Annotated in this window: 18 protein-coding genes and 1 tRNA gene; 10 read left to right on the top strand and 9 right to left on the bottom strand. The window is 38.8% G+C overall.

Annotated features, from left to right (window positions below; translation table 11 throughout):
* Nucleotides 1-20 precede the first annotated feature (20 nt).
* From QSE00_RS08930 to QSE00_RS08910, 5 genes are read right to left on the bottom strand one after another with little or no spacing between them, the layout of a single operon-like run.
* Nucleotides 21-569: a mechanosensitive ion channel domain-containing protein gene (locus tag QSE00_RS08930; RefSeq protein WP_110357129.1), complete on the bottom strand. Its 549-nt coding sequence runs from the start codon at nucleotides 567-569 to the stop codon at nucleotides 21-23.
* Nucleotides 570-573: 4 nt separating this feature from the next.
* A complete protein-coding gene (locus QSE00_RS08925) occupies nucleotides 574-1,524 on the bottom strand; it encodes a septum formation inhibitor Maf (protein ID WP_286105667.1) in 951 nt (316 codons plus the stop codon).
* 35 nt (nucleotides 1,525-1,559) lie between these two features.
* Entirely contained in the window at nucleotides 1,560-2,147 is a 588-nt protein-coding gene (locus tag QSE00_RS08920) for a Maf family nucleotide pyrophosphatase (RefSeq protein WP_110357127.1), read from the bottom strand.
* 4 nt (nucleotides 2,148-2,151) lie between these two features.
* Entirely contained in the window at nucleotides 2,152-2,679 is a 528-nt protein-coding gene (locus QSE00_RS08915) for a KdsC family phosphatase (RefSeq protein ID WP_110357126.1), read from the bottom strand.
* Nucleotides 2,663-3,427 carry a Rossmann-like and DUF2520 domain-containing protein gene (locus QSE00_RS08910; protein ID WP_286105663.1) on the bottom strand — a complete coding sequence of 255 codons (765 nt, stop codon included), beginning with the start codon at nucleotides 3,425-3,427 and terminating at the stop codon, nucleotides 2,663-2,665. The genes QSE00_RS08915 and QSE00_RS08910 overlap by 17 nt, the downstream gene beginning before the upstream one ends.
* A 486-nt stretch (nucleotides 3,428-3,913) precedes the next feature.
* Between QSE00_RS08910 and QSE00_RS08905 the strand changes: the two genes are divergently transcribed.
* From QSE00_RS08905 to bshB1, 4 genes are all read left to right on the top strand, one after another.
* Nucleotides 3,914-7,090 (top strand): cytochrome c biogenesis protein, encoded by a 3,177-nt coding sequence (locus QSE00_RS08905; protein ID WP_286105727.1) that lies wholly within the window; start codon nucleotides 3,914-3,916, stop codon nucleotides 7,088-7,090.
* Nucleotides 7,091-7,247: 157 nt separating this feature from the next.
* Complete coding sequence (locus QSE00_RS08900; RefSeq protein WP_110357124.1) at nucleotides 7,248-8,657, top strand: MATE family efflux transporter; 1,410 nt, start codon at nucleotides 7,248-7,250, stop codon at nucleotides 8,655-8,657.
* Between the two features lie 53 nt (nucleotides 8,658-8,710).
* Nucleotides 8,711-9,883 (top strand): trans-sulfuration enzyme family protein, encoded by a 1,173-nt coding sequence (locus tag QSE00_RS08895; protein WP_286105661.1) that lies wholly within the window; start codon nucleotides 8,711-8,713, stop codon nucleotides 9,881-9,883.
* Nucleotides 9,884-9,987: 104 nt separating this feature from the next.
* Nucleotides 9,988-10,710: a bacillithiol biosynthesis deacetylase BshB1 gene (gene bshB1, locus QSE00_RS08890; RefSeq protein WP_110357122.1), complete on the top strand. Its 723-nt coding sequence runs from the start codon at nucleotides 9,988-9,990 to the stop codon at nucleotides 10,708-10,710.
* Here bshB1 and QSE00_RS08885 read toward each other — a convergent pair.
* Nucleotides 10,707-12,755, bottom strand: a complete 2,049-nt coding sequence (locus QSE00_RS08885; RefSeq protein ID WP_286105660.1) for a tetratricopeptide repeat-containing sensor histidine kinase — start codon at nucleotides 12,753-12,755, stop codon at nucleotides 10,707-10,709. The two genes, bshB1 and QSE00_RS08885, sit on opposite strands and share 4 nt — an antisense overlap.
* 273 nt (nucleotides 12,756-13,028) lie before the next feature.
* Between QSE00_RS08885 and QSE00_RS08880 the strand changes: the two genes are divergently transcribed.
* Together QSE00_RS08880 and QSE00_RS08875 are read left to right on the top strand one after the other, a co-directional pair.
* Nucleotides 13,029-13,104 (top strand) — tRNA-His (locus tag QSE00_RS08880).
* A 161-nt stretch (nucleotides 13,105-13,265) separates the two neighbouring features.
* Nucleotides 13,266-13,862 carry a hypothetical protein gene (locus tag QSE00_RS08875; RefSeq protein ID WP_286105657.1) on the top strand — a complete coding sequence of 199 codons (597 nt, stop codon included), beginning with the start codon at nucleotides 13,266-13,268 and terminating at the stop codon, nucleotides 13,860-13,862.
* A 17-nt stretch (nucleotides 13,863-13,879) separates the two neighbouring features.
* On the opposite strand, the gene recG is transcribed toward QSE00_RS08875, so the two are convergent.
* Complete coding sequence (gene recG, locus QSE00_RS08870; RefSeq protein ID WP_286105655.1) at nucleotides 13,880-15,979, bottom strand: ATP-dependent DNA helicase RecG; 2,100 nt, start codon at nucleotides 15,977-15,979, stop codon at nucleotides 13,880-13,882.
* A gap of 349 nt (nucleotides 15,980-16,328) precedes the next feature.
* On the opposite strand from recG, the gene QSE00_RS08865 reads away from it, so the two are divergent.
* Genes QSE00_RS08865 through QSE00_RS08850 form a run of 4 tightly spaced genes read left to right on the top strand, consistent with a single transcriptional unit; the run spans nucleotide 16,329 to nucleotide 20,536 of the window.
* Complete coding sequence (locus QSE00_RS08865) at nucleotides 16,329-16,595, top strand: hypothetical protein (RefSeq protein WP_286105653.1); 267 nt, start codon at nucleotides 16,329-16,331, stop codon at nucleotides 16,593-16,595.
* Nucleotides 16,596-16,641: 46 nt separating this feature from the next.
* The gene (locus QSE00_RS08860) at nucleotides 16,642-18,729 is read left to right on the top strand and encodes a M1 family metallopeptidase (RefSeq protein ID WP_286105652.1); all 2,088 of its coding nucleotides are present in this window, start codon (nucleotides 16,642-16,644) and stop codon (nucleotides 18,727-18,729) included.
* A complete protein-coding gene (locus tag QSE00_RS08855) occupies nucleotides 18,726-19,637 on the top strand; it encodes a patatin-like phospholipase family protein (RefSeq protein ID WP_110357116.1) in 912 nt (303 codons plus the stop codon). Before QSE00_RS08860 ends, QSE00_RS08855 begins: the two co-directional genes overlap by 4 nt.
* Entirely contained in the window at nucleotides 19,634-20,536 is a 903-nt protein-coding gene (locus tag QSE00_RS08850; RefSeq protein WP_110357115.1) for a patatin-like phospholipase family protein, read from the top strand. Before QSE00_RS08855 ends, QSE00_RS08850 begins: the two co-directional genes overlap by 4 nt.
* Here the strand turns inward: QSE00_RS08850 and QSE00_RS08845 are convergent, their stop codons facing one another.
* Both QSE00_RS08845 and QSE00_RS08840 read right to left on the bottom strand, forming a co-directional pair.
* On the bottom strand, nucleotides 20,537-21,055 hold the full coding sequence (locus QSE00_RS08845) for a DUF7935 family protein (protein ID WP_110357114.1): 519 nt from the start codon (nucleotides 21,053-21,055) through the stop codon (nucleotides 20,537-20,539).
* Nucleotides 21,056-21,221: 166 nt separating this feature from the next.
* Nucleotides 21,222-22,025, bottom strand: a complete 804-nt coding sequence (locus QSE00_RS08840; RefSeq protein WP_110357113.1) for an OmpA family protein — start codon at nucleotides 22,023-22,025, stop codon at nucleotides 21,222-21,224.
* Between the last annotated feature and the right edge of the window lie 104 nt (nucleotides 22,026-22,129).

Raw genomic sequence — 22,129 nt, 5'->3', positions numbered from 1 at the left:
TTTACAACTACTTTAACACCTTATAAAACTTCACTGCTTTCCAATGAGTTTTCATAGGTTTGTGCCAAGGCTATGGCTTTCTGGAGCATCATGTTGTTAGGGTAGGTAAATAGTTCTCCATTACTTCTTCTAAGATGTATATGAAAGGCCCTTATATCCTCTATAAGATATACCTCGTTGGGCAATTCAATTTCCTTATCCATTATTTTAATTTTATCACCTATCTTAAATGGAAAGGAAAAAAACAGTATAACCCCGGCCGTAACATTGCTCAATATGGACCATTGTGCAAACAGGGCCACACCTATAACAGCAAAAACAGAGGAAAACACCAAGCCGATATCCTTCATTTCTACCCCCCAGATCAAAATCAAGGCAACTATTCCAAAAGTAGTGAGGCCAACAGTGGAATATTTAACGATCAAGCGCGTACGAACCTCATTTATATCACTTATTTTGCCAACTTTTTGTATTGCCTTGGTACCTAAATATTTTAAAATCAATAGCACCAATAAACATATGGCCGTGCCTAAAAGTTCATTTTTGTACTCCAAAAAAAATGTTTCCATAGAATTATAATCCTAAACTATCGCGCAAAAATACATCACTATTTTTGTTTTCCTGCCAATAAGCCCTTTTTAATGTTTTTATTTTCGTTGCCATGGTAGTGAGTATTTTTGCCTTGGATCCAAACCCACTGGTATAACTTTCGGACCAATTTTCAATGGTATATGGGAAGGATTTGGAAAAGCTGATCGCCAAGGTTCTATCCAATTCCGGGTAGGTGATTTTATAAGTATTTGGATCAGCATCCAGATTCAATTCTGCTTTGGCGCCATAGGCTTTCAGTTGTTTGTGTGCCAGACGTAAATATTCCATGGAAGGTACCATATGGATGTTGCCAACAGGAAGGTTGTTGGGATTGATCCTTATTTTATTCCATATTTCGTTTTCTAAATGCGTTTTGTCCAAAATGATGGTTTGATCCCCTTCGCTCTCAAAATAGGAAAAGGAATTTACTTCAAATTTATCCCTATTGTTCAACTGCGTATATACCTGGCCACACCATTCCTGCACGGATGCGGAAAGCTTAATGGCATGTTGTTTATCCGATACGGGATAAAAACTACTGTTCATTATGGAATAGGGGTAAATACCGGTTAGGAACTTTTTTGTGCTATTGAGTTTCAACACAGAAACGTTATTGGGATTTGATTGATCGGCCTTCACCTGTTTGTCCGCTAAAAATGGTTCGGTAACATATATTAAAACCGCATTACCTTCCCTTAATTCACCATAACGGGCCTGCTCCAATTTATAGGAAGTTATCTCTGCCTTTCCTGCATACCAGTAATTCTTGAATTCCTCGGATAAGACGGGTTTAACCGGTTTGGCAACGGACATTTTTATATCACCTCCTACAAGGGAAACGTTCTCGGCTTCTCTTGGTTTTTCCTTGCAAGCACTTAAAAGTACAAATATAATTAAGATGTGCACAAAAATGAAAGTAAGCAGACGTTGCATAGCATTAAAATTTTCCTAAAATTATTCAAAATAAACTAACCAGCCATGGCCATTAACGTTTTGTAAACCAATTGGGTGGGCAAGCCAACCACATTGGTATAGGAACCCTGTATTTCTTCAATTCCAATGAGCCCTATCCAATCCTGAATACCATACCCACCGGCTTTGTCAAACGGGTTATAGTGTTGGATATAGTATTCTATTTCCGCGTAGTCCAATTTTTTGAATTTTACCTTCGTGCATTGATTCACCAGCTGTTGTTGATCCTTGGTGGTAAGGCAGACAGAGGTAATTACTTCGTGCCAATCGTTGGAAAGAGTTCTTAGCATGGAAAAGGCTTCGTCGTGATCGGCAGGCTTTGCCAACGATATATTGTTATGCCAAACTACCGTATCCGACGTTATGAGGATATCCCTTGTATCCAGCTTTTTTTCATATCCAGCAGCCTTTAATTTTGCCAGATAATCCGAAATTTCCGCCCCCTTTAAATGCTCGGGATATATTTCGTCTACATGTATCGGATGTACTTTAAATTCGATTTCCATTTCCCTAAAAAACTGCTGTCGTCTAGGGGATGCCGAGGCAAGTATAATCCGATATTCCTTTAGTTTGTTGTTGGGCATAATGTTAATCGTTCTTGGCACTGAAATTTTCGGCCCAATGCCCCCTTACCTTCAGTACTTGTTCTATAACATCCCTTACACAGCCATCGCCTCCGTGTTTATGGGAAATGTATTTGGACATAGCCTTTACCTCAGGTACAGCATTTTGTGGACAACAAGGAATACCCGCCAACCTCATTGGCGGAATATCAGGAATGTCATCGCCCATATAGAGAACATGTTGTGGATTTATATTGTAAATATCCAGATATTCGTCAAAAGGGTCTATTTTATGATGGGCACCCATGTGGATATCGGTAACTCCCAATCCCTTTAATCGCAATCTAACCCCTTCGTTGGTGCCTCCGGAAATGATACAGATATTATACCCTTGTTGAATGGCTACCTTTACGGCATAGCCATCTTGAACGTTCATAGTCCTTAACATTTCGCCGCTAGTGGTGATAATGATTTTGCCATCTGTAAAAACGCCATCCACATCAAATACAAAAGTGGTTATATCCTGAAGCAGTTCCTTATAACTTTTGTCCATATCTTTCTCCTATCAATTTGCTTAACAAGCTGTAAATATCCTGATAATTTTTATTTTTAAGCAGATTTAAATGGGTTTCCATCGTCTTAACATCCTTTCTTTTGGCCGGTCCGGTTTGGGAATCGCAGGGAGGGAGATAGTCCAATTTATTCACAGTTTCCTTGATCAAAGGGTTTAACATGGAAAATGGCAAATCATGTTCCGTACAAATATCTTGGCCTATAGTAAAAAGATAATTGGTGAAATTATTCACAAAAACGGCTGCCAAATGAAGTGATTTCCTTTGGTCACTCGTAATCTCGTGCACTTCCATAGAGATGAGTCCAGACAATTTTTTCAAAAGTTCCATGTTGGCATTGTGTTCTGCCTCAATACAGATCGGCACCTTTTTAAAATCGATTGCCTTGCCCTTACTAAATGTTTGCAGTGGATAAAAAACCCCTCTATTATCTATATTTCCGAGGGATTTTAACCCTACACTTCCAGAGGTATGGGCCACCAAACCTTTTTTATCCTTAAGGAAAGGAGCCACCAAAGCTATGGCATCATCACTTACGGCGATTATATACATATCGGCATCGGCAATTTTGGTGAAATCCGTACCCGTTTCCACCTTATCCCTAAAAGAGTGGAGGTGATCTTCGTTCCGACCAATTACCTGTAGCACATTTATTTCATCGACCCCCAAAAAGGCATGGAACAAATGTTTTGCAACATTACCAGTACCCAATAAAACAATAGATATCATATTCAAAAGTAAATATTAAATCAAACTTATAGGGTTATGGTCATTAAGTTTTTTGAATGTTGTTATTCACACAAGTTCTTAGGGGTGGGTCCACCAGGTGTTATAGAAGGTACGTTCCTATGAAATACGTGGCAGCCAAATTAAATCATCCTTATTAGGCATCAATTCTTCCCTATCTATGACAAGTCTCTACTTCGCATTTATATAAAATATTATGTAACCTAAACCCCTACAAGTGTATCCAAAGGCATATTGATTTAGCTCTTGGAAGATTTGTACCCCGAAACATAAGGGAACCTAGATATACATTGAAAAGCATGGGCCCTTTTATAAAACCACAGTAGTAAGGGACTGCTTATCTGTTTTTATCTATCAAATATTTGAACATGTTTTAAAAAAAGTAAATACTCAATTAACAAAAGATTTAATAATTAAACTCTTATAAAAATGTATTTTTGCATTTTTAAAACAAACCTTCTTGCCAAAATGATCGAATTCCTTAAAAAAACGTTCTTTTCCACCCGTTTAATGGCGGTTTTATTTATTGTTTTTGCTACAGCCATGGCCTTTGGAACATTTATAGAAAGCTGGTACAGTACGGAAACCGCTAGAATTTGGATATACAACACTACTTGGTTCGAGGCCATTATGGTATTGTTTGTCATCAATTTTGTGGGGAATATTGCCCGTTATAATCTTTTAAGGAAGGAAAAATGGGCCGTACTTTTATTACATCTCTCTTGGATCTTAATTATTCTTGGAGCCTTTGTTACCCGCTACATAAGTTTTGAAGGGATGATGCCCATCAGGGAAGGAAACACGGAAAATGTTTTTTATTCGGACAAAACTTACCTCACGGTTTATGTGGATGGCGAAATAGACAACGAGCCCAAACGGAAGATTTTGGAAGACGATATCTTAGTTACCTCTGAAGCTATCAAATCCAATTTGCCATGGAATTCCGATTTCAACGGACAGCCCTTTACCATATCCTATGTGGGCTTTATGGATGGGGCAAAAGAGGGATTGGTAGAAGATCCCAATGGGAAGGAATACCTGAAAATTGTGGAAGCGGGCGACGGTCAACGTCATGAACATTATTTGGAAAGTGGTGAGGTAAGCAGTATACACAACGTTTTGTTTTCCTTGAACAAAATGACGGACGGAGCCATCAACATTATTGAATCTAACGGTAATTATCAAATAAAATCGCCCTTCGAAGGACAGTTTATGAGAATGGCCGATCAATTACAGGGAGAATTATTAAAGGATAGCCTTCAAACACTGCAGTTAAGGTCTTTATATACTACTGCAGGCATGCAATTCGTTATTCCCGAGCCAATTATCAAGGGAGCTTATGACATAATTTCCATTCCTGAGAACGAAAAAACAGAAAATGATCTTGATGCCCTGATCGTGGATATCAGCAGTAATGGGGAAACGGTACGCAAAAAACTACTGGGAGCAAAGGGCGTGTCCAATTTTTCAGGCGAATTTGAAGTTGGAGGCTTGGATTTTAACCTTTCATACGGGTCCAAGGTGTATACCCTGCCTTTTGGAATTAAATTAAACGACTTTATTGCCGAAAAACATCCGGGAACAGAGAATAGCTATGCTTCATTTATGAGCAAGGTTACCATAGAGGACGAGCGTCCTTTTGATTATGATATATATATGAACCATATTTTGGACCACAAAGGATATCGTTTTTTTCAAGCTAGTTTTAACCAAGATGAAAAAGGAACAATATTGTCCGTAAATTACGATTTTTGGGGTACTTGGATAACTTATATCGGATATTTTTTATTGTATGCCGGGCTTATGGGGATCATGTTCTATGGCAAGACCAGGTTTAAAAGTCTGGGAGATTCCTTGGAAAAATTGAAAAATAAAAGATCCAAGTTGGCAGTGCTTTTTATTCTTGGCAGCTGTCTTAATTTGATGGCGCAGGAAAGTGTGGAGGCAGATTCACATGCACATGAAAATACACCTACCGCAGCCCAGGTAGATTCCTTGTTGCACGCTATGATCCCATCCAAGGAACATGCTGCATCGTTTGGTAAGTTGGTAATTCAGGATGCCGGAGGGCGTATGAAACCCATAAATACATTTTCTTCCGAACTGTTGAGAAAACTAAGCCTAACGGACAAATATACCGACTTTAATTCCGACCAGGTTTTTCTATCCATGATGCTGAATCCAAGGGTTTGGTACTATGCGGAATTTATTGCTTTGGACAAAAAGGGGCAAAATGACAGTATTCGCAAGATCATTGGATTGGAGCATGGTAAAGAGTTCGCAAAGGCTACGGATTTCTTTGATGAAAAAGGACAGTACAAATTAAGTACTTATCTTAAGGAAGCTTACGCAACCAACACTCCCAACCAATTCCAAAAGGATTTCAAGAGTTTGGACGAACGTTTGGTACTTTTAAACAGAGCATTGGGAGGGGAAATCGTCAAGATATTTCCATTGTTGAACGACGACAATAACAAATGGATCTCGGCTGTGGAATATAGGGGAGGTCAATATCAGGTATCGGATTCCCTCTATGCCAATTTCATAAAAAATGCCGTACCCTTCTACCTGATGAGCCTGGAGAAAGCAGTAAAAACGGGCGACTATTCCGAGGCCGATAAATTGTTGGCCGCCTTTAAAAAGAACCAAGAAAACCACGGTAGCGAAGTATTGCCTTCGGAAAGCAAAATTAATGCGGAGGTATTTTACAACAAGGCCGATATTTACAATAAGCTATATAGGTATTATGCCCTGGTTGGTCTGTTAATGTTTATTTTACTGGTATTCCAGATTATCAAGGACAGAAAGGCGCTCCGGTATAGCATTGCCGGAATCAAAATCCTGATTTATGTGTTTTTTGTTTTGCATACCTTAGGATTGGGTATGCGTTGGTACATCTCCGGACACGCACCTTGGAGCGATGCCTATGAGAGTATCCTATACGTTTCCTGGGCAACTTTGGGTATGGGACTACTCTTCAGTAAAAAGAGTGATATGACGGTAGCTGCGGCCACTTTTGTAACTTCTATGTTGTTGTGGATCGCCCACCAGAGTTGGGTAGACCCCTCAATAGCCAATCTCGTGCCCGTATTGGACAGTTATTGGTTAATGATCCACGTGGCGGTTATTGTTGGTAGTTATGGTCCCCTCACCGTGGGTATGATCCTAGGGGTGGTGAGCTTGTTGTTGATCATCATGACAAACGACAAGAACAAGGAGAAAATGGCCCTGAACATCAAGGAACTTACCATTATAAATGAACTGTCACTAACGGTAGGTTTGGTTATGTTGACCATTGGTAATTTCTTGGGCGGACAATGGGCCAATGAAAGTTGGGGTCGATATTGGGGGTGGGATCCCAAAGAAACTTGGGCCCTGATTTCAATAATGATCTATGCCTTTGTAATCCATACAAGATTGATTCCCGGTCTTCGTGGTAAATGGATGTTTAATTTTCTAAGTGTAGTGGCCTTTGGCAGTATTATGATGACTTATTTTGGAGTAAATTTCTATTTGGTAGGGCTACATAGTTATGCCAGTGGGGCACAGGTTATAACCCCCACTTTTATTTATTACACCATATTTGGGGTATTGTTATTGGGTGCCGTAAGTTATTGGAAAAATAAAAGATTCTATACCAAGTAATTTTGTAATGTTCTAATTTTAATGCAATTTTGCTTTACTATGAAGTAAAGGAATTATGTTTTTTATAGATGTCAAAGCAAGAATTTTGAGGGTTCATTTAGTGAACTTCCAATTATTCATGATGTCCATTTTCTTCTTTTAACATAATTCCAAACATATGGCAGGTACAAAAAAACTTACTGCAAGTAATTTATACAAATATTTTATTTTAGCCTTATCGGGCAAGGACTTCGATTTTACTACAGGGAGCATCAGAAAAGCCATTTTTATGCTTTCCATTCCTATGGTACTGGAAATGTTGATGGAATCTATTTTTGCCCTGGTGGATATTGCCTATGTTTCCAGGGTCAGTGTCAATGCCGTAGCTACAATAGGGCTTACGGAGTCGGTGATTACATTGATTTATGCCGTGGCTATCGGCCTCAGCATGGCAGCCACGGCCATTGTGGCCAGAAGGGTTGGTGAAAAAAAATTAAAAGAAGCCAGGGAATCGGCAGTACAGGCAATCCTTTTGGGGATAACTGTGGCCATTGTCACCGGAATATTCGGGGCTCTGTACTCTAAGGAAATCCTAGGTTTAATGGGGGGAAGTCCCCAACTTATCCAAGAAGGCCAAGGATATACCCAGTTGATGCTCGGAGGTAATATTACCATTTTACTTCTGTTTCTTATAAATGCCATTTTCAGGGGAGCTGGGGATGCCTCGGTTGCAATGTGGATACTGGTGTTGTCCAATGGTCTTAATATAATCCTTGACCCAATATTTATTTTTGGATGGGGACCAATTCCTGAATATGGAGTTATGGGTGCTGCAATTGCTACCAACATTGGTAGGGGTACCGCTGTCCTGTTTCAACTGATAATTCTGTTCTATGGATGGAGCAAGATTAAAATTTGTATTTCCGATATCGTAATCCGTTTAAAAGTGATGGCAAACATCCTCAAAGTTTCTGCTGGCGGTATTGCACAATTCTTGATTGGAACGTCCAGTTGGATCTTTTTAATGAGAATTATGTCCGAATTTGGAAGTGAGGTCCTTGCCGGGTATACCATTGCCATTAGGGTAATGATGTTTACTTTAATGCCTTCTTGGGGAATGAGCAATGCTGCGGCTACCCTGGTGGGACAGAATTTAGGTGCCGATCAACCGGATAGGGCAGAAGAATCCGTATGGAAAACCGGGAAGTACAATGCCATCTTTATGTTTACGATTTCCTTGATATATTTATGCTTTGCTGAAAAAATAATTTTGTTCTTTAATACCACTCCGGAAGTGGTGGAATATGGTACCTTATGCTTACAGATCATCGCGGCAGGATATGTATTTTACGCCTATGGCATGGTGCTGACACAGGCATTTAATGGAGCTGGGGATACAGGGACACCTACCAAGATTAACTTTTTAATATTTTGGGCATTTCAGCTTCCCTTTGCATATGTTTTGGCCATCACCTTTAATTATGGAGCGGTTGGGGTGTTTTTGGCCATTTCGATTGCCGAGGTTCTCCTTACCCTTATAAGCTACTTACTTTTTAAAAAGGGGAAATGGAAAAAAATTAAGGTATAGGCTATTTTTGTAACTTTATGCCCCACTATTCTTAATCAATTTAAATTCTTAAAATGAAAAACCAAATAAAGGGCCTTAATACTATCTGTACCCATTTTGGGCAACTGGAGGACAAGGAATTTAAAGGGGCCGTTTCCCCATTGTACATGGGAACAGCCTATGCCTTTGAAGATATTGATGTTAAGCGATACCCGAGATATTTCAATACCCCCAACCAAGTGGCACTGGCCAAGAAGATAGCGGCCTTGGAACATGCCGAGGCAGCATTGATATTTGGTAGCGGTATGGCCGCCATCAGCACTTCTTTACTTGCGTTTTTAAGGGCTGGGGACCATGTTGTTATACAAAAGATAATTTATGGAGGCACTTATAATTTGGTGGTGGAAGAATTCGAAAAGTTTGGGATATCGTATTCTTTTACAGATGGTTTTAGTGCAGATGATTTTGAGGCAAAAATTCAAAAAAACACCAAAGCCATCTACATTGAAACCCCATCCAATCCATTATTGAACATTACCGATTTGGAAGCTATTGCAAGTATTTCAAAAAAATATGGCCTTGTCTCCATGATCGACAATACTTTTGCCAGTCCTGTGAATCAAAATCCAATTGATTTTGGAATTGATGTGGTAATCCATAGTGCCACCAAGTATATGGGCGGACATTCGGATATTTGTGCAGGTGCAGTAGCTTCAACGGAAGCATATATAAAAAGGATATTAGGCTTGGCCAAAAATTTTGGAGGTAGTCTTAGCGATTACACCGTTTGGTTATTGGAAAGGAGTATTAAGACCATGGGAATTAGGGTTAGGGCACAAAATGCAAATGCCCAACACATGGCCGAATACCTTTATGCACATAAAGATATATCTGCAGTATATTATCCTGGCCTGCCTTCACATCCGAACCACGACGTTGCCGAAAAACAGATGAAGGGCTTCGGAGGCATGCTATCATTTGAGTTAAATGCCGACTTAGATGCTTCCTACTTTCAAAAATCCTTAAAATTGATAAAACCGGCTATGAGTTTGGCAGGAGTGGAAAGTACCGTTCTTTCCCCTACCTTAACCTCTCATTCCCTATTGAGTGCCGAAGAAAGAAAACGACAAGGAATTGCCGATGGCTTAATACGCTTTTCCGTGGGAATAGAGGAGACAGAGGATTTAATTGCAGATATTGAACAAGCTTTGGAAAAGGTAAGAAAGGAAAAGGAAGTGGCTATCTAGATTCTCTTTTGTCCTAAAATTCGGAGATTACATATTTTTAATAAATGTGGAATTTTAGGAGGGGTAATTTGAAAGCTTTCAAGAACAAAGTAGACAAAGATTAAATGAAATTAGACATATTAGTATTTGGTGCGCATCCAGATGATGCCGAATTGGGGGCAGGGGCAACTATAGCAAAAGAAGTGGCCAGTGGCAAAAAAGTAGGTATAGTAGATTTGACCCGTGGGGAATTAGGTACCCGTGGCTCTGCCGAAATCCGGGATAAGGAAGCTGCAGCAGCAGCTGCAATTTTAGGAATTGCTGTCCGTGAAAATCTGGGATTTGCCGATGGTTTCTTCACTAACGACAGGCAGCATCAATTGGAAGTAATAAAAATGATCCGTAAATATAGGCCTGAAACCGTTTTGTGCAATGCTATAGACGACAGGCATATAGATCATGCAAAAGGTAGCAAACTGGTAAGCGATGCCTGCTTTCTAAGTGGACTTATTAAGATAGACACTAAAATAGATGGGGAAGAAAAGTGGCAGGAAGCGTGGAGACCCAGTTTGGTGCACCATTATATTCAATGGAAAAACCTTGAACCGGATTTTGTGGTGGATGTATCGGATTTTATAGACGTAAAGGTGAATGCCATAATGGCCTATAGTTCCCAATTTTACGATCCCAAAAGTAAGGAGCCGGAAACGCCAATCAGTAGCAAAAACTTTATAGATAGTGTTGTTTATAGGTCAAGGGATCTGGGTAGAATGGTGGGCATATCCTATGGGGAAGGTTTTACCACTGAAAGGTTTGTTGCCGTTAAAAACCTCTCCAGCCTAATTTAGGCCGATTTTTGGAATTGTTTATTGCCCTTGGGTACGGTAAAATAGAAGGTAGACCCTTCATTTATTTCACTCTTGACCCATAAGGAACCACCATTTTTAATAACCATTTCACTGCAAAGGGAAAGGCCTAGTCCGGTTCCCTTTTCATTATTGGTCCCATAGGTGGTAATATTGGTGTTTTTTGCAAGGATTTGTTCCTGAACATACTCGTCCATACCAATCCCATTATCCTTTACAAATACTTCCAAATGATCTGGCCTATCAATATATCCAATGGTAATATGCCCATTGTTGGGAGTAAATTTTAGGGCATTGCTCAAAAGGTTCCTGATCACAATATCCATTTGATTTTCATCGGACCAGATTATGGTCTTATTGACTATCAAATTATCCATTGTAATCATTTTGGTAAACGCCAATTCGCTTAGTAAATTAATATTGTTCTCTACCAGGGCCTTTAAATCCACATTGGCAGGGTCGGTGGTAGCTTCCCGCATTTGGGATTGCCCCCAGGAAAGAAGGTTGTTCAAGGTAAAGGAAATACTATTGACATCGTTTTTTAGTTTGGGAATAAACTCCTTGAATTCAGACTCTTTAATATCACCGCTGTTCAGTAACTTCAATAGTCCCTCCAAAGCGCCAATAGGGCCACGAAGATCATGTGCAATAATGGAAAAGAGTTTATTTTTGGTGTTATTGATCTCCCATAATTCGGACTCTCTCAGTTCTAGATCCTGTTTTTGGATTTCGAGTTCCTTGTTCAGCTTTTTTAGGAATTTTTGTCCCCTAACTACCAAAAATGCTATGGCGGCCAAAACTATAACAAATAATATCGCTATATAAATATAGAGGCGCTGCTTTGCCAAGGCTTTTTCATTTTGCAGCACCAATGCCTCTTGCTGATTCTTATGACTGATTTCGGTTTTCAACATCGTCATACTCATTTTGTTCTCATCCCTGGATAAGGTATCCGACATTTGCCTGAAAATTTCATGATATTTTAGGGCCGCTGCGAAATTGCCCTGATTTTTATACAATTTGTATAGGGTATTGGAACATTTTTTAATACCCTCCATAGATTTAATAGTAGAGGATATTTCATAGGCCATCATGGCGTAATTATGTGAAATACTGTCTTTTTTAAGCCCAAAATTGGCTTCCGCCATTCCGTTGTACAAATCTATAATCCCACGATCGTCCTGAAGATTGTCATGTAATTCCGCTCCTTTGTCGTACCAATATAAGGCTCTGGTATATTGCTTTTGTTTCAAGTATACTTTACCCTTCACTTCATAGGCATAGGCCAACCAATCCCATTCCTTACCCTCTTCGAAAATTTTGATACTCCGGTTTATTTTAAACAGGGCGTTTTGGAAGTCCCCGGTTTCGGCATATATGGAAGCTACATTGCTCATGGTCTGGGCAGAGCTTATATCGTTCCCTATTTTTGTGTTTATTTTTTCAACCTTGTTATAAAAATAAAGGGCCTGGTCATAATCCCTTTGTGCCCCGTATAGATCAGCTACATTTTCATAGAGGATGGATTCCATTTTTTTGTTGCCACTGGACTGTGCCAATTTAATATTCTCCAAATAACCTAGCAAGGCCGTTGAATAATTGCCACTATAGACATTTTCATTGGCCAATTCATTGCCGATTCGCAAAGATAAATCTTCATTGTCCTCTTTTTTGGCATTGGCCAATGCCATTTCATAGTTATCTATGGCAATGCTGTGCTCTCCTATATCCGAATAATAAGTCCCTATGTGGTACAAAGCCTCTCCAACACCTTTTTTATAATCCATGTTGCTACTTAATTTTTGCGCTTCACTTGAGAGCAACAAAAGACTATCGGGGTTCAAAAATCTAAGCTTTTCACCAAGGTCCAATAATAATCCAATATAAAGGGTGTCTTTATTGACCTGTTTCTTCTGACTTCGTAAAGTGTTTATTTTTTGCCTCAATTCTCCAATCGAGGTTTCTTGGGCAGAACTCACCCCGGTAATGAAAAGTACAATCCAGAACACGGTTAATTTTAATTTCATTTCCCGGGACCTAATATGTAATACTCTTAAAGACATTTATCCTAATTTATCTGTTGATAAAAATATCTTTACTCTAAAAAATAGGCTAATTTATGTTGTGAAAGTGCGGTTTTTTGTGTGTTTCGTCCAATATTATTAGTATTTGGTCGATAATTGTACAGTTAAAATATCATATAATTCGCTGTATGAGCTTTTTACGAGATGGCCTAAAATAAGCTGAAAATTATTTTGTGTGATAGAACTAAAGATTTATCTTTGCCACCGCTTACAAATGGTGGTTGTAGCTCAGCTGGTTAGAGCGCTGGATTGTGGTTCCAGAGGTCGCCGGTTCGAACCCGGTCTTCCACCCAGAAATACAACCCTGTCAGAAATGACAGGGTTTTTTTGTGGTACAAAATTTCATTTATATGGAAACACCTAATAAAAATAGGAGATTTACTATATTTACTTCCTTATTAAACAGTATCGGTCCTTATAGTATTTGGTCTGCGGACAATTGTAATCAGTAATATGGCATTTAGATTATCACTACTTCTTTTTATTCTTGTTAATGGTCTGTTTTCCCAGGAAAACAAGATAGATTGGGCTCCTTATCACAAATTTGAAATTGAAGATTTCAAGGGTTCAAAAACCAAAATTAGCGCAGAAATAGACAAGGTTTTTGTTCAGTCAGGGGTTATGCTTGATTTTTCGTTTCAAATGTCCAATGTTGAATTTATGTTTACCAGGAACTTCAATTCCAAAGTGAGTTGTACATTTCAGAGGGATGCAGCCGTGATAATGGCTCCGGATAGTTTGGCGGCGGAAAGGTTGATAGCTCTTGTGCAGTTCGATTTTGATCTTTCGGAACTATATGCCAGAAAGATAAGAAAGGAACTATTCGAAAATAAAAAAACCTTTTCCGATGCTAGTTTTTTTCAGCCATATTTTGATAAAATGATTGCGGAACGAAATAAGATCAGTTCAAGGGTCTATCTAGAAACGGATTTTGGCAACAAGGCAGAAACATTGGAAAAAGAACATGAAATTGTTAAAAATGAACTTGTACTATTATCAGATTTCTGTAAGGAGTGCAAACCTCCAAAAAAGCGCAACAAAACCAACTGACCAATTCCTTTACAATCTCAACTAATATAATTCCAAATATTTTTATACTTCACCAATTCCGTATAGGCATGAAGTATACTGGGATACTTTTGTAAGGTAATATCTTCCTTTAATACTTTTAATGCATGGTATCTTGCCGTTTTTAAAATATCGTTGTCCTTGATAATATCGGCTATCTTAAGGTTTAGCACACCACTTTGTTGTGTTCCCATTAAATCCCCGGGGCCACGTAGCTTTAAATCCACTTCGGCAATTTGAAATCCGTCATTGGTACTGACCATGGTCTCCAATCTAATTTTTGAATCGGAAGATAGTTTGTGTCCTGTCATTAAAATACAAAAACTTTGGTCGGCTCCTCGACCAACCCGTCCCCGTAATTGGTGTAGTTGCGACAAACCGAAGCGCTCCGCGCTTTCAATGATCATTACCGAAGCGTTGGGAACATTAACACCTACCTCTATGACCGTTGTGGCGACCATAATCTGTGTTTCCCCCTTTACAAATCGTTCCATTTCATAATCCTTGTCAGCCGGTTTCATTTTGCCATGTACAATGGAAATTTGAAAATCGGGCATTGGAAAATCCCTTGCAATACTCTCGTAACCATCCATAAGATCTTTATAGTCCAAGGCCTCGGATTCCTGAATTAAGGGATAGACCACATATACTTGACGCCCCTTTTTAATTTCATCCCTTATAAATTGAAATACTTTTAAGCGGTTGGAATCGTACCTATGTACCGTTTTTATAGGTTTACGGCCAGGAGGTAGTTCGTCTATGGTAGAAATATCCAAATCGCCATATAAACTCATTGCCAAGGTCCTGGGAATAGGAGTGGCTGTCATTACCAAAATATGGGGAGGAATATCGTTCTTGTGCCATAGCTTGGCGCGTTGGGCAACACCAAATCTATGCTGCTCATCCACAATTGCCAGACCTAAATTTTTATAGGCAACCTTATCCTCCAACAAGGCATGGGTGCCGATTAGAATATGGAGCTCCCCATTTTCCAATTGTTCATGAATTACCCTACGTGCCGATTTTTTAACCGACCCGGTTAGAAGGGCAATATTCACGCCAATATCTCCTAAAAGGTCCTTTATGCCCATAAAGTGCTGGTTGGCCAAAATTTCCGTAGGGGCCATTAGACAGGCTTGGTAGCCATTATCTATAGCGAGTAACATGGTCATAAGGGCCACAATAGTTTTGCCCGACCCTACATCTCCCTGTAGTAATCTATTCATTTGGGCGTTACTGCCCAAATCTGCCCTAATCTCCTTAATTACCCTCTTCTGCGCATTGGTAAGTTCAAATGGCAAATGACGCTCATAAAAAGTTTTGAATAGGGTTCCGACCTTGTCAAAATTAAATCCTTTTATTTTCTGTTTATGCAATAAGTTTTTAGAAATCAGTTGTAATTGTATATAAAATAATTCCTCAAACTTCAAACGAAATTGTGCCTTGGCCAATAATTCCTGACTCTTTGGAAAGTGAATATTAAAAAGTGCCTCCCCTTTGGAAATAAGGCTTAATTCATTGATTAGGCCAGGGGATAGGGTTTCCTTAAACCGTCCCTTGGTCTCCAAAAATAATTGTTGAATAAGCTTATTGGTCACCCTATTGGTTACCCCCTTGTTGGTCAGTTTTTCGGTGGAAGGATAAACGGGTTGCATATAGACTTTCAAACCCTTCTCATGGTCTTCCAACAATTCCATTTCCGGATGGGGCATGGAGAAGGTGCCATTGAACCAATTTACCTTTCCGAATATAACATATGGGATGTTTAACTTGAGGTTTTCCCTGATCCATTTTTGGCCCCGGAACCAAACGAGTTCCATTTCCCCCGTTTCATCCATAAATTTGGCCACCAATCGTTTTCCTTTTTTCTGTTCAACCGTTTTAATGTTGACTATCTTCCCAATAATTTGAACATCCGAACTGGTTCGCTGTAATTGGCCAATTTTATAGTATTGTGTTTTATCAATATAGCGATTTGGAAAAAGATTGATTAAATCCTGATAAGTTTGTATTCCAAGTTCCGATCGTAAAGTCTCAGCGCGGTTGGGACCAACGCCTTTTAGATAGACAATGGGCGTTTGTAGTACATTGGAATTCATTGGAATAAACCTGATTATTGGAAGCCCTACAGACAATGGTTAATAAACAAGTAGGGACGACCGGATTTTTTGATGCTATTTTTGACCAGACTAAAATAGCAGTTCCGTTAAACAACTGCAAGTAAGGGTTTATTATTATAGGCCCACCATAGCAAAAGTAATCCATCCTTGGTCCAATCGTGTTTTTTCATCCAAACAAATACCAATTTCTGTAAATGATACCCATACATTTTTCCACACGATGTTCGATATCGGCCAGATGTTATATTTTTATTTCTTGGGAAGTGTAAACAATTTGTTTAAAAAAAAGAATCCATAGTTTTTATATTTTAGGCAAAATTTTCGATTCATGCCAAGATCCTATACCCATCCAGATCTGAAGTTCATAACGAGCTTACTGACCAATAGTGCATTGGTAATTAGAAACATCTATAGCCCTTCTATACCAAAGGCAGTAGGGCATATCAAAAAAAGAATTGTGGCAACGGGGGTGCTCCCCATTATATTATCCAAGAGGTTTTGGTTGTTATTTATATCCAAACCATACACAAAAGACTGCAATCGACTTTTGGGTTCAACAACTATTTTTTCCTATTTTGTAAACATCGATGGTTGAAGGAGTTTAATTGAAAATACCCGTAACAAGAACCTATATTTACAGTATGAAATATTCCTTTTTTGCTCTTCTTTTTCTGATATCCCTTATTATCTCTGCCCAGCATCAGGAGAAAGTAGATTTTATACAAGGAAAAGTAGATATAAAAGTAGACCCCATTAACGAAAACATAACGGGATCTGTAACCTACCTATTGAACGTCCTACAAAAAGTGGATACTGTTTTTCTTGATGCCCAAAATCTAAATATAATAGAGGTCAAACTCAATAATAAAAAAGTTAAGTCCACCAATAATGGCAAAAAAATAGTAATCCATAAACGTCTTAAAGCTAATAAAACCTATAGTCTAAGCATTATATATTCTGCACATCCCAGGCAAACGGTCTATTTTTTGGGATGGAAGGACCACTTGCCGGGCAACGAACAGGTTTGGACGCAAGGCCAAGGTAAATATACCAGTCACTGGCTTCCCAGTTTTGATGATATGACCGAAAAGGTGGAATATGATCTGGATATCAGCTTTGATAAGAAATACGAAGTAATAGCCAATGGTACCTTGATTGCAACCAAAGAACTTGACGGATTGAAAAAATGGAGTTTTAATATGGAAAATCCGATGAGCAGCTATTTATTGGCTTTTGCCATAGGGGATTACCATAAGAAAGAAGTTGAATCCAATTCCGGGATACCCATAAACCTATATTTCTATCCAGGTGATAGTGCAAAAGTGGAACCTACCTATAGGCATACTACGGACATATTTAACTTTTTGGAAAAGGAGATAGGAGTGCCATATCCTTGGCAGAATTATAAGCAGGTTCCTGTCAGGGATTTTTTATACGCGGGTATGGAAAATACCGGAACCACCATTTTTTCGGATAGCTATATTATTGATTCCACTGCATTTAAGGACAGGAACTATGTAAATGTAAATGCCCATGAAATGGCACATCAGTGGTTCGGAAATTTGGTTACTGAAGTGGATGGCAGTAGTCACTGGTTACATGAAGGTTTTGCAACTTATTATGCCTTATTGGCCGAGAAAGAGCTCTTCGGTGAAGAATATTACTATTGGAAATTGTACGATACCGCGATCCAATTAAAGGATCTAACCAATAAAAATATGGGAGAGGCCCTCGTTGATCCCAAAGCGGGCAGTTTAACATTTTATGAAAAAGGAGCATGGGCCTTGCATGTTCTAAGGGAGCAAATAGGGGAAAAAAGGTTTAGGCAAGGAATTCAACGGTATTTAAAAAAGTACGGGTTTAAGAATGTAACAATAGATAACCTTATCGAGGAAATGGAGGGGGAAACCCACAATGACTTGGCCGTATTCAGAAAAAGATGGTTGGTTGATAAGGGTTTTCCTTTTAATGAGGCCAAAAAAATCCTTATTAGTGAATCGGAGGATGTAAAGACTTTTCTTGAAATTCAAAAAGATATGACCATTAGTCGTACGGACAACCAAACCATTATTACTCGGTATTGGGAAAATACAGATTCCGATGCATTAAAGGCTAGAATAATCAAGACCTATTATAAATCCTTATCCCAAGAATTTGTAAGGAAGGTATTGCGGAGTGAAAGTGTGATGGTTCGGCAAGCACTGGCAGTCTCAGTAGGGCAGTTGCCCCTGGAACTAAAATCGGAATATGAATCCCTTTTGGAGGATGAAAGCTATATTACCAAAGAGGCGATGCTTTACAAGCTATGGATAAATTATTCTAACGATAGGGCCAATTATTTGAACAGGACCAAAGACATTGTAGGCTTTTCCAATAGGAACGTTCGCTTATTATGGCTTACCTTAGCCTTGCTTACCAAGGATTATGAGCCCAACGACACCAATGAGTATTATATGGAATTAAGTGGATATACGTCCCCTGTGTACTCCAACGAAGTTAGGCAAGGGGCATTTCAATTTTTGGAACAATTGATCGGTTTTTCGGACAACAATTTGCTGGACCTTGTGGATGCAACCCAGCATCATTCTTGGCAGTTTAAAAAATATGCCCGTACATTATTGGATCAACTTTTGGAAAAAAAGGATTATAGGGATAGGCTCGATAAGTTGAAGGTAAAATTTAATAAGGAAGAATTGCGTTATATTAGCAACAAACTGATTTCGGAATGAGAGCAATGGTTATTTCTGGTGGTGGTAGTAAGGGTGCATTCGCCGGTGGCGTGGCCCAATACCTGATGCAGGAATTGAACCATAATTACGATTTGTTTTTGGGCACATCTACAGGTAGTCTCTTGATCTCCCATCTAGCCTTAAAAAAAATTGAAAAAATTAGGCAGGTCTATACTTCCGTAAGCCAACAGAATATTTTTAGCAATTGTCCCTTTGTGATAAAAAAGAAATATGGCATTGAGACTATCGGAATCCATCATATTAATGTGATGAAAAATTTTTTCAGGGGGAGCAAGACATTTGGCGAAAGCCACAATTTACTTCAATTGATAAAGAATACAATTTCTATTGAGGAATTTGAGAGTTTAAAGCATGGTCCATTGGATATCGTGGTAACAGTCTCCAATTTATCACTGAACCAGGTAGAGTATAAATCCATCAATGATTGTACTTATGAGGAATTTTGTGAATGGATATGGGTTTCCTGTAATTACACCCCATTTATGTCCTTGGCGAAAAAGAATGGATGTGAATATGCCGATGGCGGATTGGGGAGTATGGTTCCTATTGAAGAAGCCATTAGAAGGGGTGCCAAGGTGGTAGACGCCATAATTTTGCAAACAGAGGTAACCCAATTAAATAGAATGCCCTCCAAGAATGTCTTTTCCTTGCTTACCAGTATGTTTGCCTTTATGCTGGATAGGATAGAACAACAGAACATTAGGATAGGCAAATTTGTAGCCAACCATAATGATGCAATTATCAACTTCTATTATACGCCCACAGTACTCACTACCAACTCGCTGATATTTGAAAAGGAAAAAATGACAGTGTGGTGGGAAAGTGGATTTAATTTTGCCAAACATAAAAACGCTGAGACCAACCTAATTGAGACTGGAATTGTATGAAAGCACTTGTAATTAGTGGGGGAGGGAGTAAAGGTGCTTTTGCAGGGGGAGTGGCCCAATACCTGATGGAAGTAGAAAAAAGGGAATATGATATTTTGGTTGGAACCTCTACAGGTAGTCTTCTAATTCCGCAATTGGCCTTAAACCAGATTGGAAAGTTATACGATATTTATACCAATGTTAGCCAGCATTCCATTTTTAGCCTTAATCCCTTTGTAGTAAGAAAAAAGGATAATAGGGAATATGTCTCCATAAATTTTTTAACCACCATTCTCCAATTTCTTAAGAGCAAACGTACTTTTGGGGAGAGCAAGGCCTTAAGAAGGACCATTAAAAGAAATTTTAGTGAAGGGGAATTCCTGAAGATAAAAAATGGTGACAAAGATGTGGTCGTGACGGTTTCCAACCTTTCCAAAAGCAGGATCGAGTATAAGTCCATTAAGGATTTTTCCTATGATGAATTCTGTGATTGGATTTGGATTTCCTGCAACTACATTCCTTTCATGTCCTTGGTTAAAAAAGATGGCTTTGAATACGGCGATGGCGGATTGGGATGTGTGGTTCCCATAAGGGAAGCCATAAGACGGGGGGCCACAGAGATTGATGCCATTATCTTGGAGTCCGAGAATATGGAGCACAACAAGGTTTTGGGAAAAAACCCATTCTCTCTAATGTTGAGCATTTATGGTTTTGTATTGGACCAAATAGAATACCACGACATTTCTGAAGGGGTACTAGCTGCAAAACATAATGGAGTGCAACTAAATTTATATTACACCCCCACTAAATTAACAGAAAATTCCTTGGTCTTTAATAAGAAACTTATGTCGCTATGGTGGCAACAAGGGTATAAGTACGCCGAGGAAAAGTTTTCCAGTCTTGGTGAGGGTAATTCCTGATTACCACAACTCCCCAATTTCCTTCTTCACATAGGCCAATGCTGTTGCCGAAGGAGAATTTTTTTCCATGGTTTCATTAAGAATGTCTTCACGGAGTTTGTCTGCAGAATCGGATTCGCTCATACCTGCCTTCCTGATCATTTGGATGGTGGCACTCTTTGCCGCTTTAATGATATTCCAACATTCATCCGTCATATAGATTTGCTGGGATAGATTATGCTCAAATTCATTTTCTATACTTTTGATAAGCAAATTTTCATAATCGTTTTTATTGCTGTTTTTGGGTCCAACCCTAACTACCAAACTGGGAATCGCAATTCGCTCCAGAAACAGGGCCATTCTTTCATAGGCTTGTAATCTAATGGGTAGGGTGTTTTTTTGAGTGTCCTTATGCAGAAGATACCGTCGTCTTCCTTCTTCGTTTCTAGTATGCAGTCTAAAAAAATAAAATGCTACTACTCCGGTTACTACCGCGGGCAACAAATAGGCAAATAGTTGAAAAATTTCCTCTCCACTCATTTTGTATTGGTGTTTTTTGGTTTGTTGATTAATTAACGGCTTATTCCCTTAAAAATTATGATGGGTTTCAATTTTTACCTGTCAAAACTATATTTCGGCCATTCCGGCGAGGTCAAAAAAAAAAGCGCCTAGTAGCGCTTTTAAATTTGTTTGTATTTATAATGACTTATTTCATGCTCTCCTTTACCAATTTAAAGAATTCATAAAATCTTGGTTGTACAATGATTTCAGTAGCAGTTTCAATACTGTATAGTCCCAATTCCGATTTCCCCGTAGCAATAATTCGCTTGGGCTCTATTTGATATTTGTTTTCCAAGAGCCTGGCTACAGCAGCAGCTTGTTGAGTTCCTATTTCCCAGTTGTTCAATTTATTATCCTTTGATTCCACCAAGTTGCTATTGCTTACAATCTGAATATCCATTGTAGGGTTGGCTTTTAAAATATTACCTATTTTGGCTATAATGGACTCTGCCTTCTCCTGTACTTTGAAATTCTTGGAGTTCTCTCCAAAAATATAACTGTTGTCCATTACCACCGCTACGGCACCATTGCTAACGGTTATCTTGGGGTCATTGCCCAATGTCTGCTTAAATTGGGTAAAAACGGCTAGTGTTATGGAATCGTGGCTGCTTATTGCATCATTGATGATCCTTAATTGCGCTTCCTTTTGGACAAGACTTTCCAAGGTACTATTTATGTGATCGGATCTCTTATTGGAGGCTTCAGTAAAACTATTTAGATTTTTTAATAGATTGGCATTGGTTTCCTTGAGTTCGTTCACTTGTGCTTCGTACGACTCTACTTTGGCCGATGCAATTCTTTCCTCACGTTTGGATTCTGCCAGAGCAGTTTCGGTCTCCCTTAGCTTGGATCTAAGGCCATCTACTTCCAGGATAAGGTCCTTTTTGCTTTGTGCTTGTGAAACGGATATGTACATTAATAAAACTAGAATGGTAAAAATTCTTTTCATAGATAATATTTAATTATTTGAATGTTTGGGTAATTCCTATTAGTTGATTTCCTTCAAGGATATACAATTTGATTTTACTTGCAAAATTAAGATTATATTTAAAT

Source organism: Arenibacter flavimaris, assembly GCF_030291335.1.
Taxonomy (GTDB): Bacteria; Bacteroidota; Bacteroidia; order Flavobacteriales; family Flavobacteriaceae; genus Arenibacter.
Note: the sequence above shows the minus strand (reverse complement) of the source record. Positions and strands in the feature narration are given on the sequence as shown.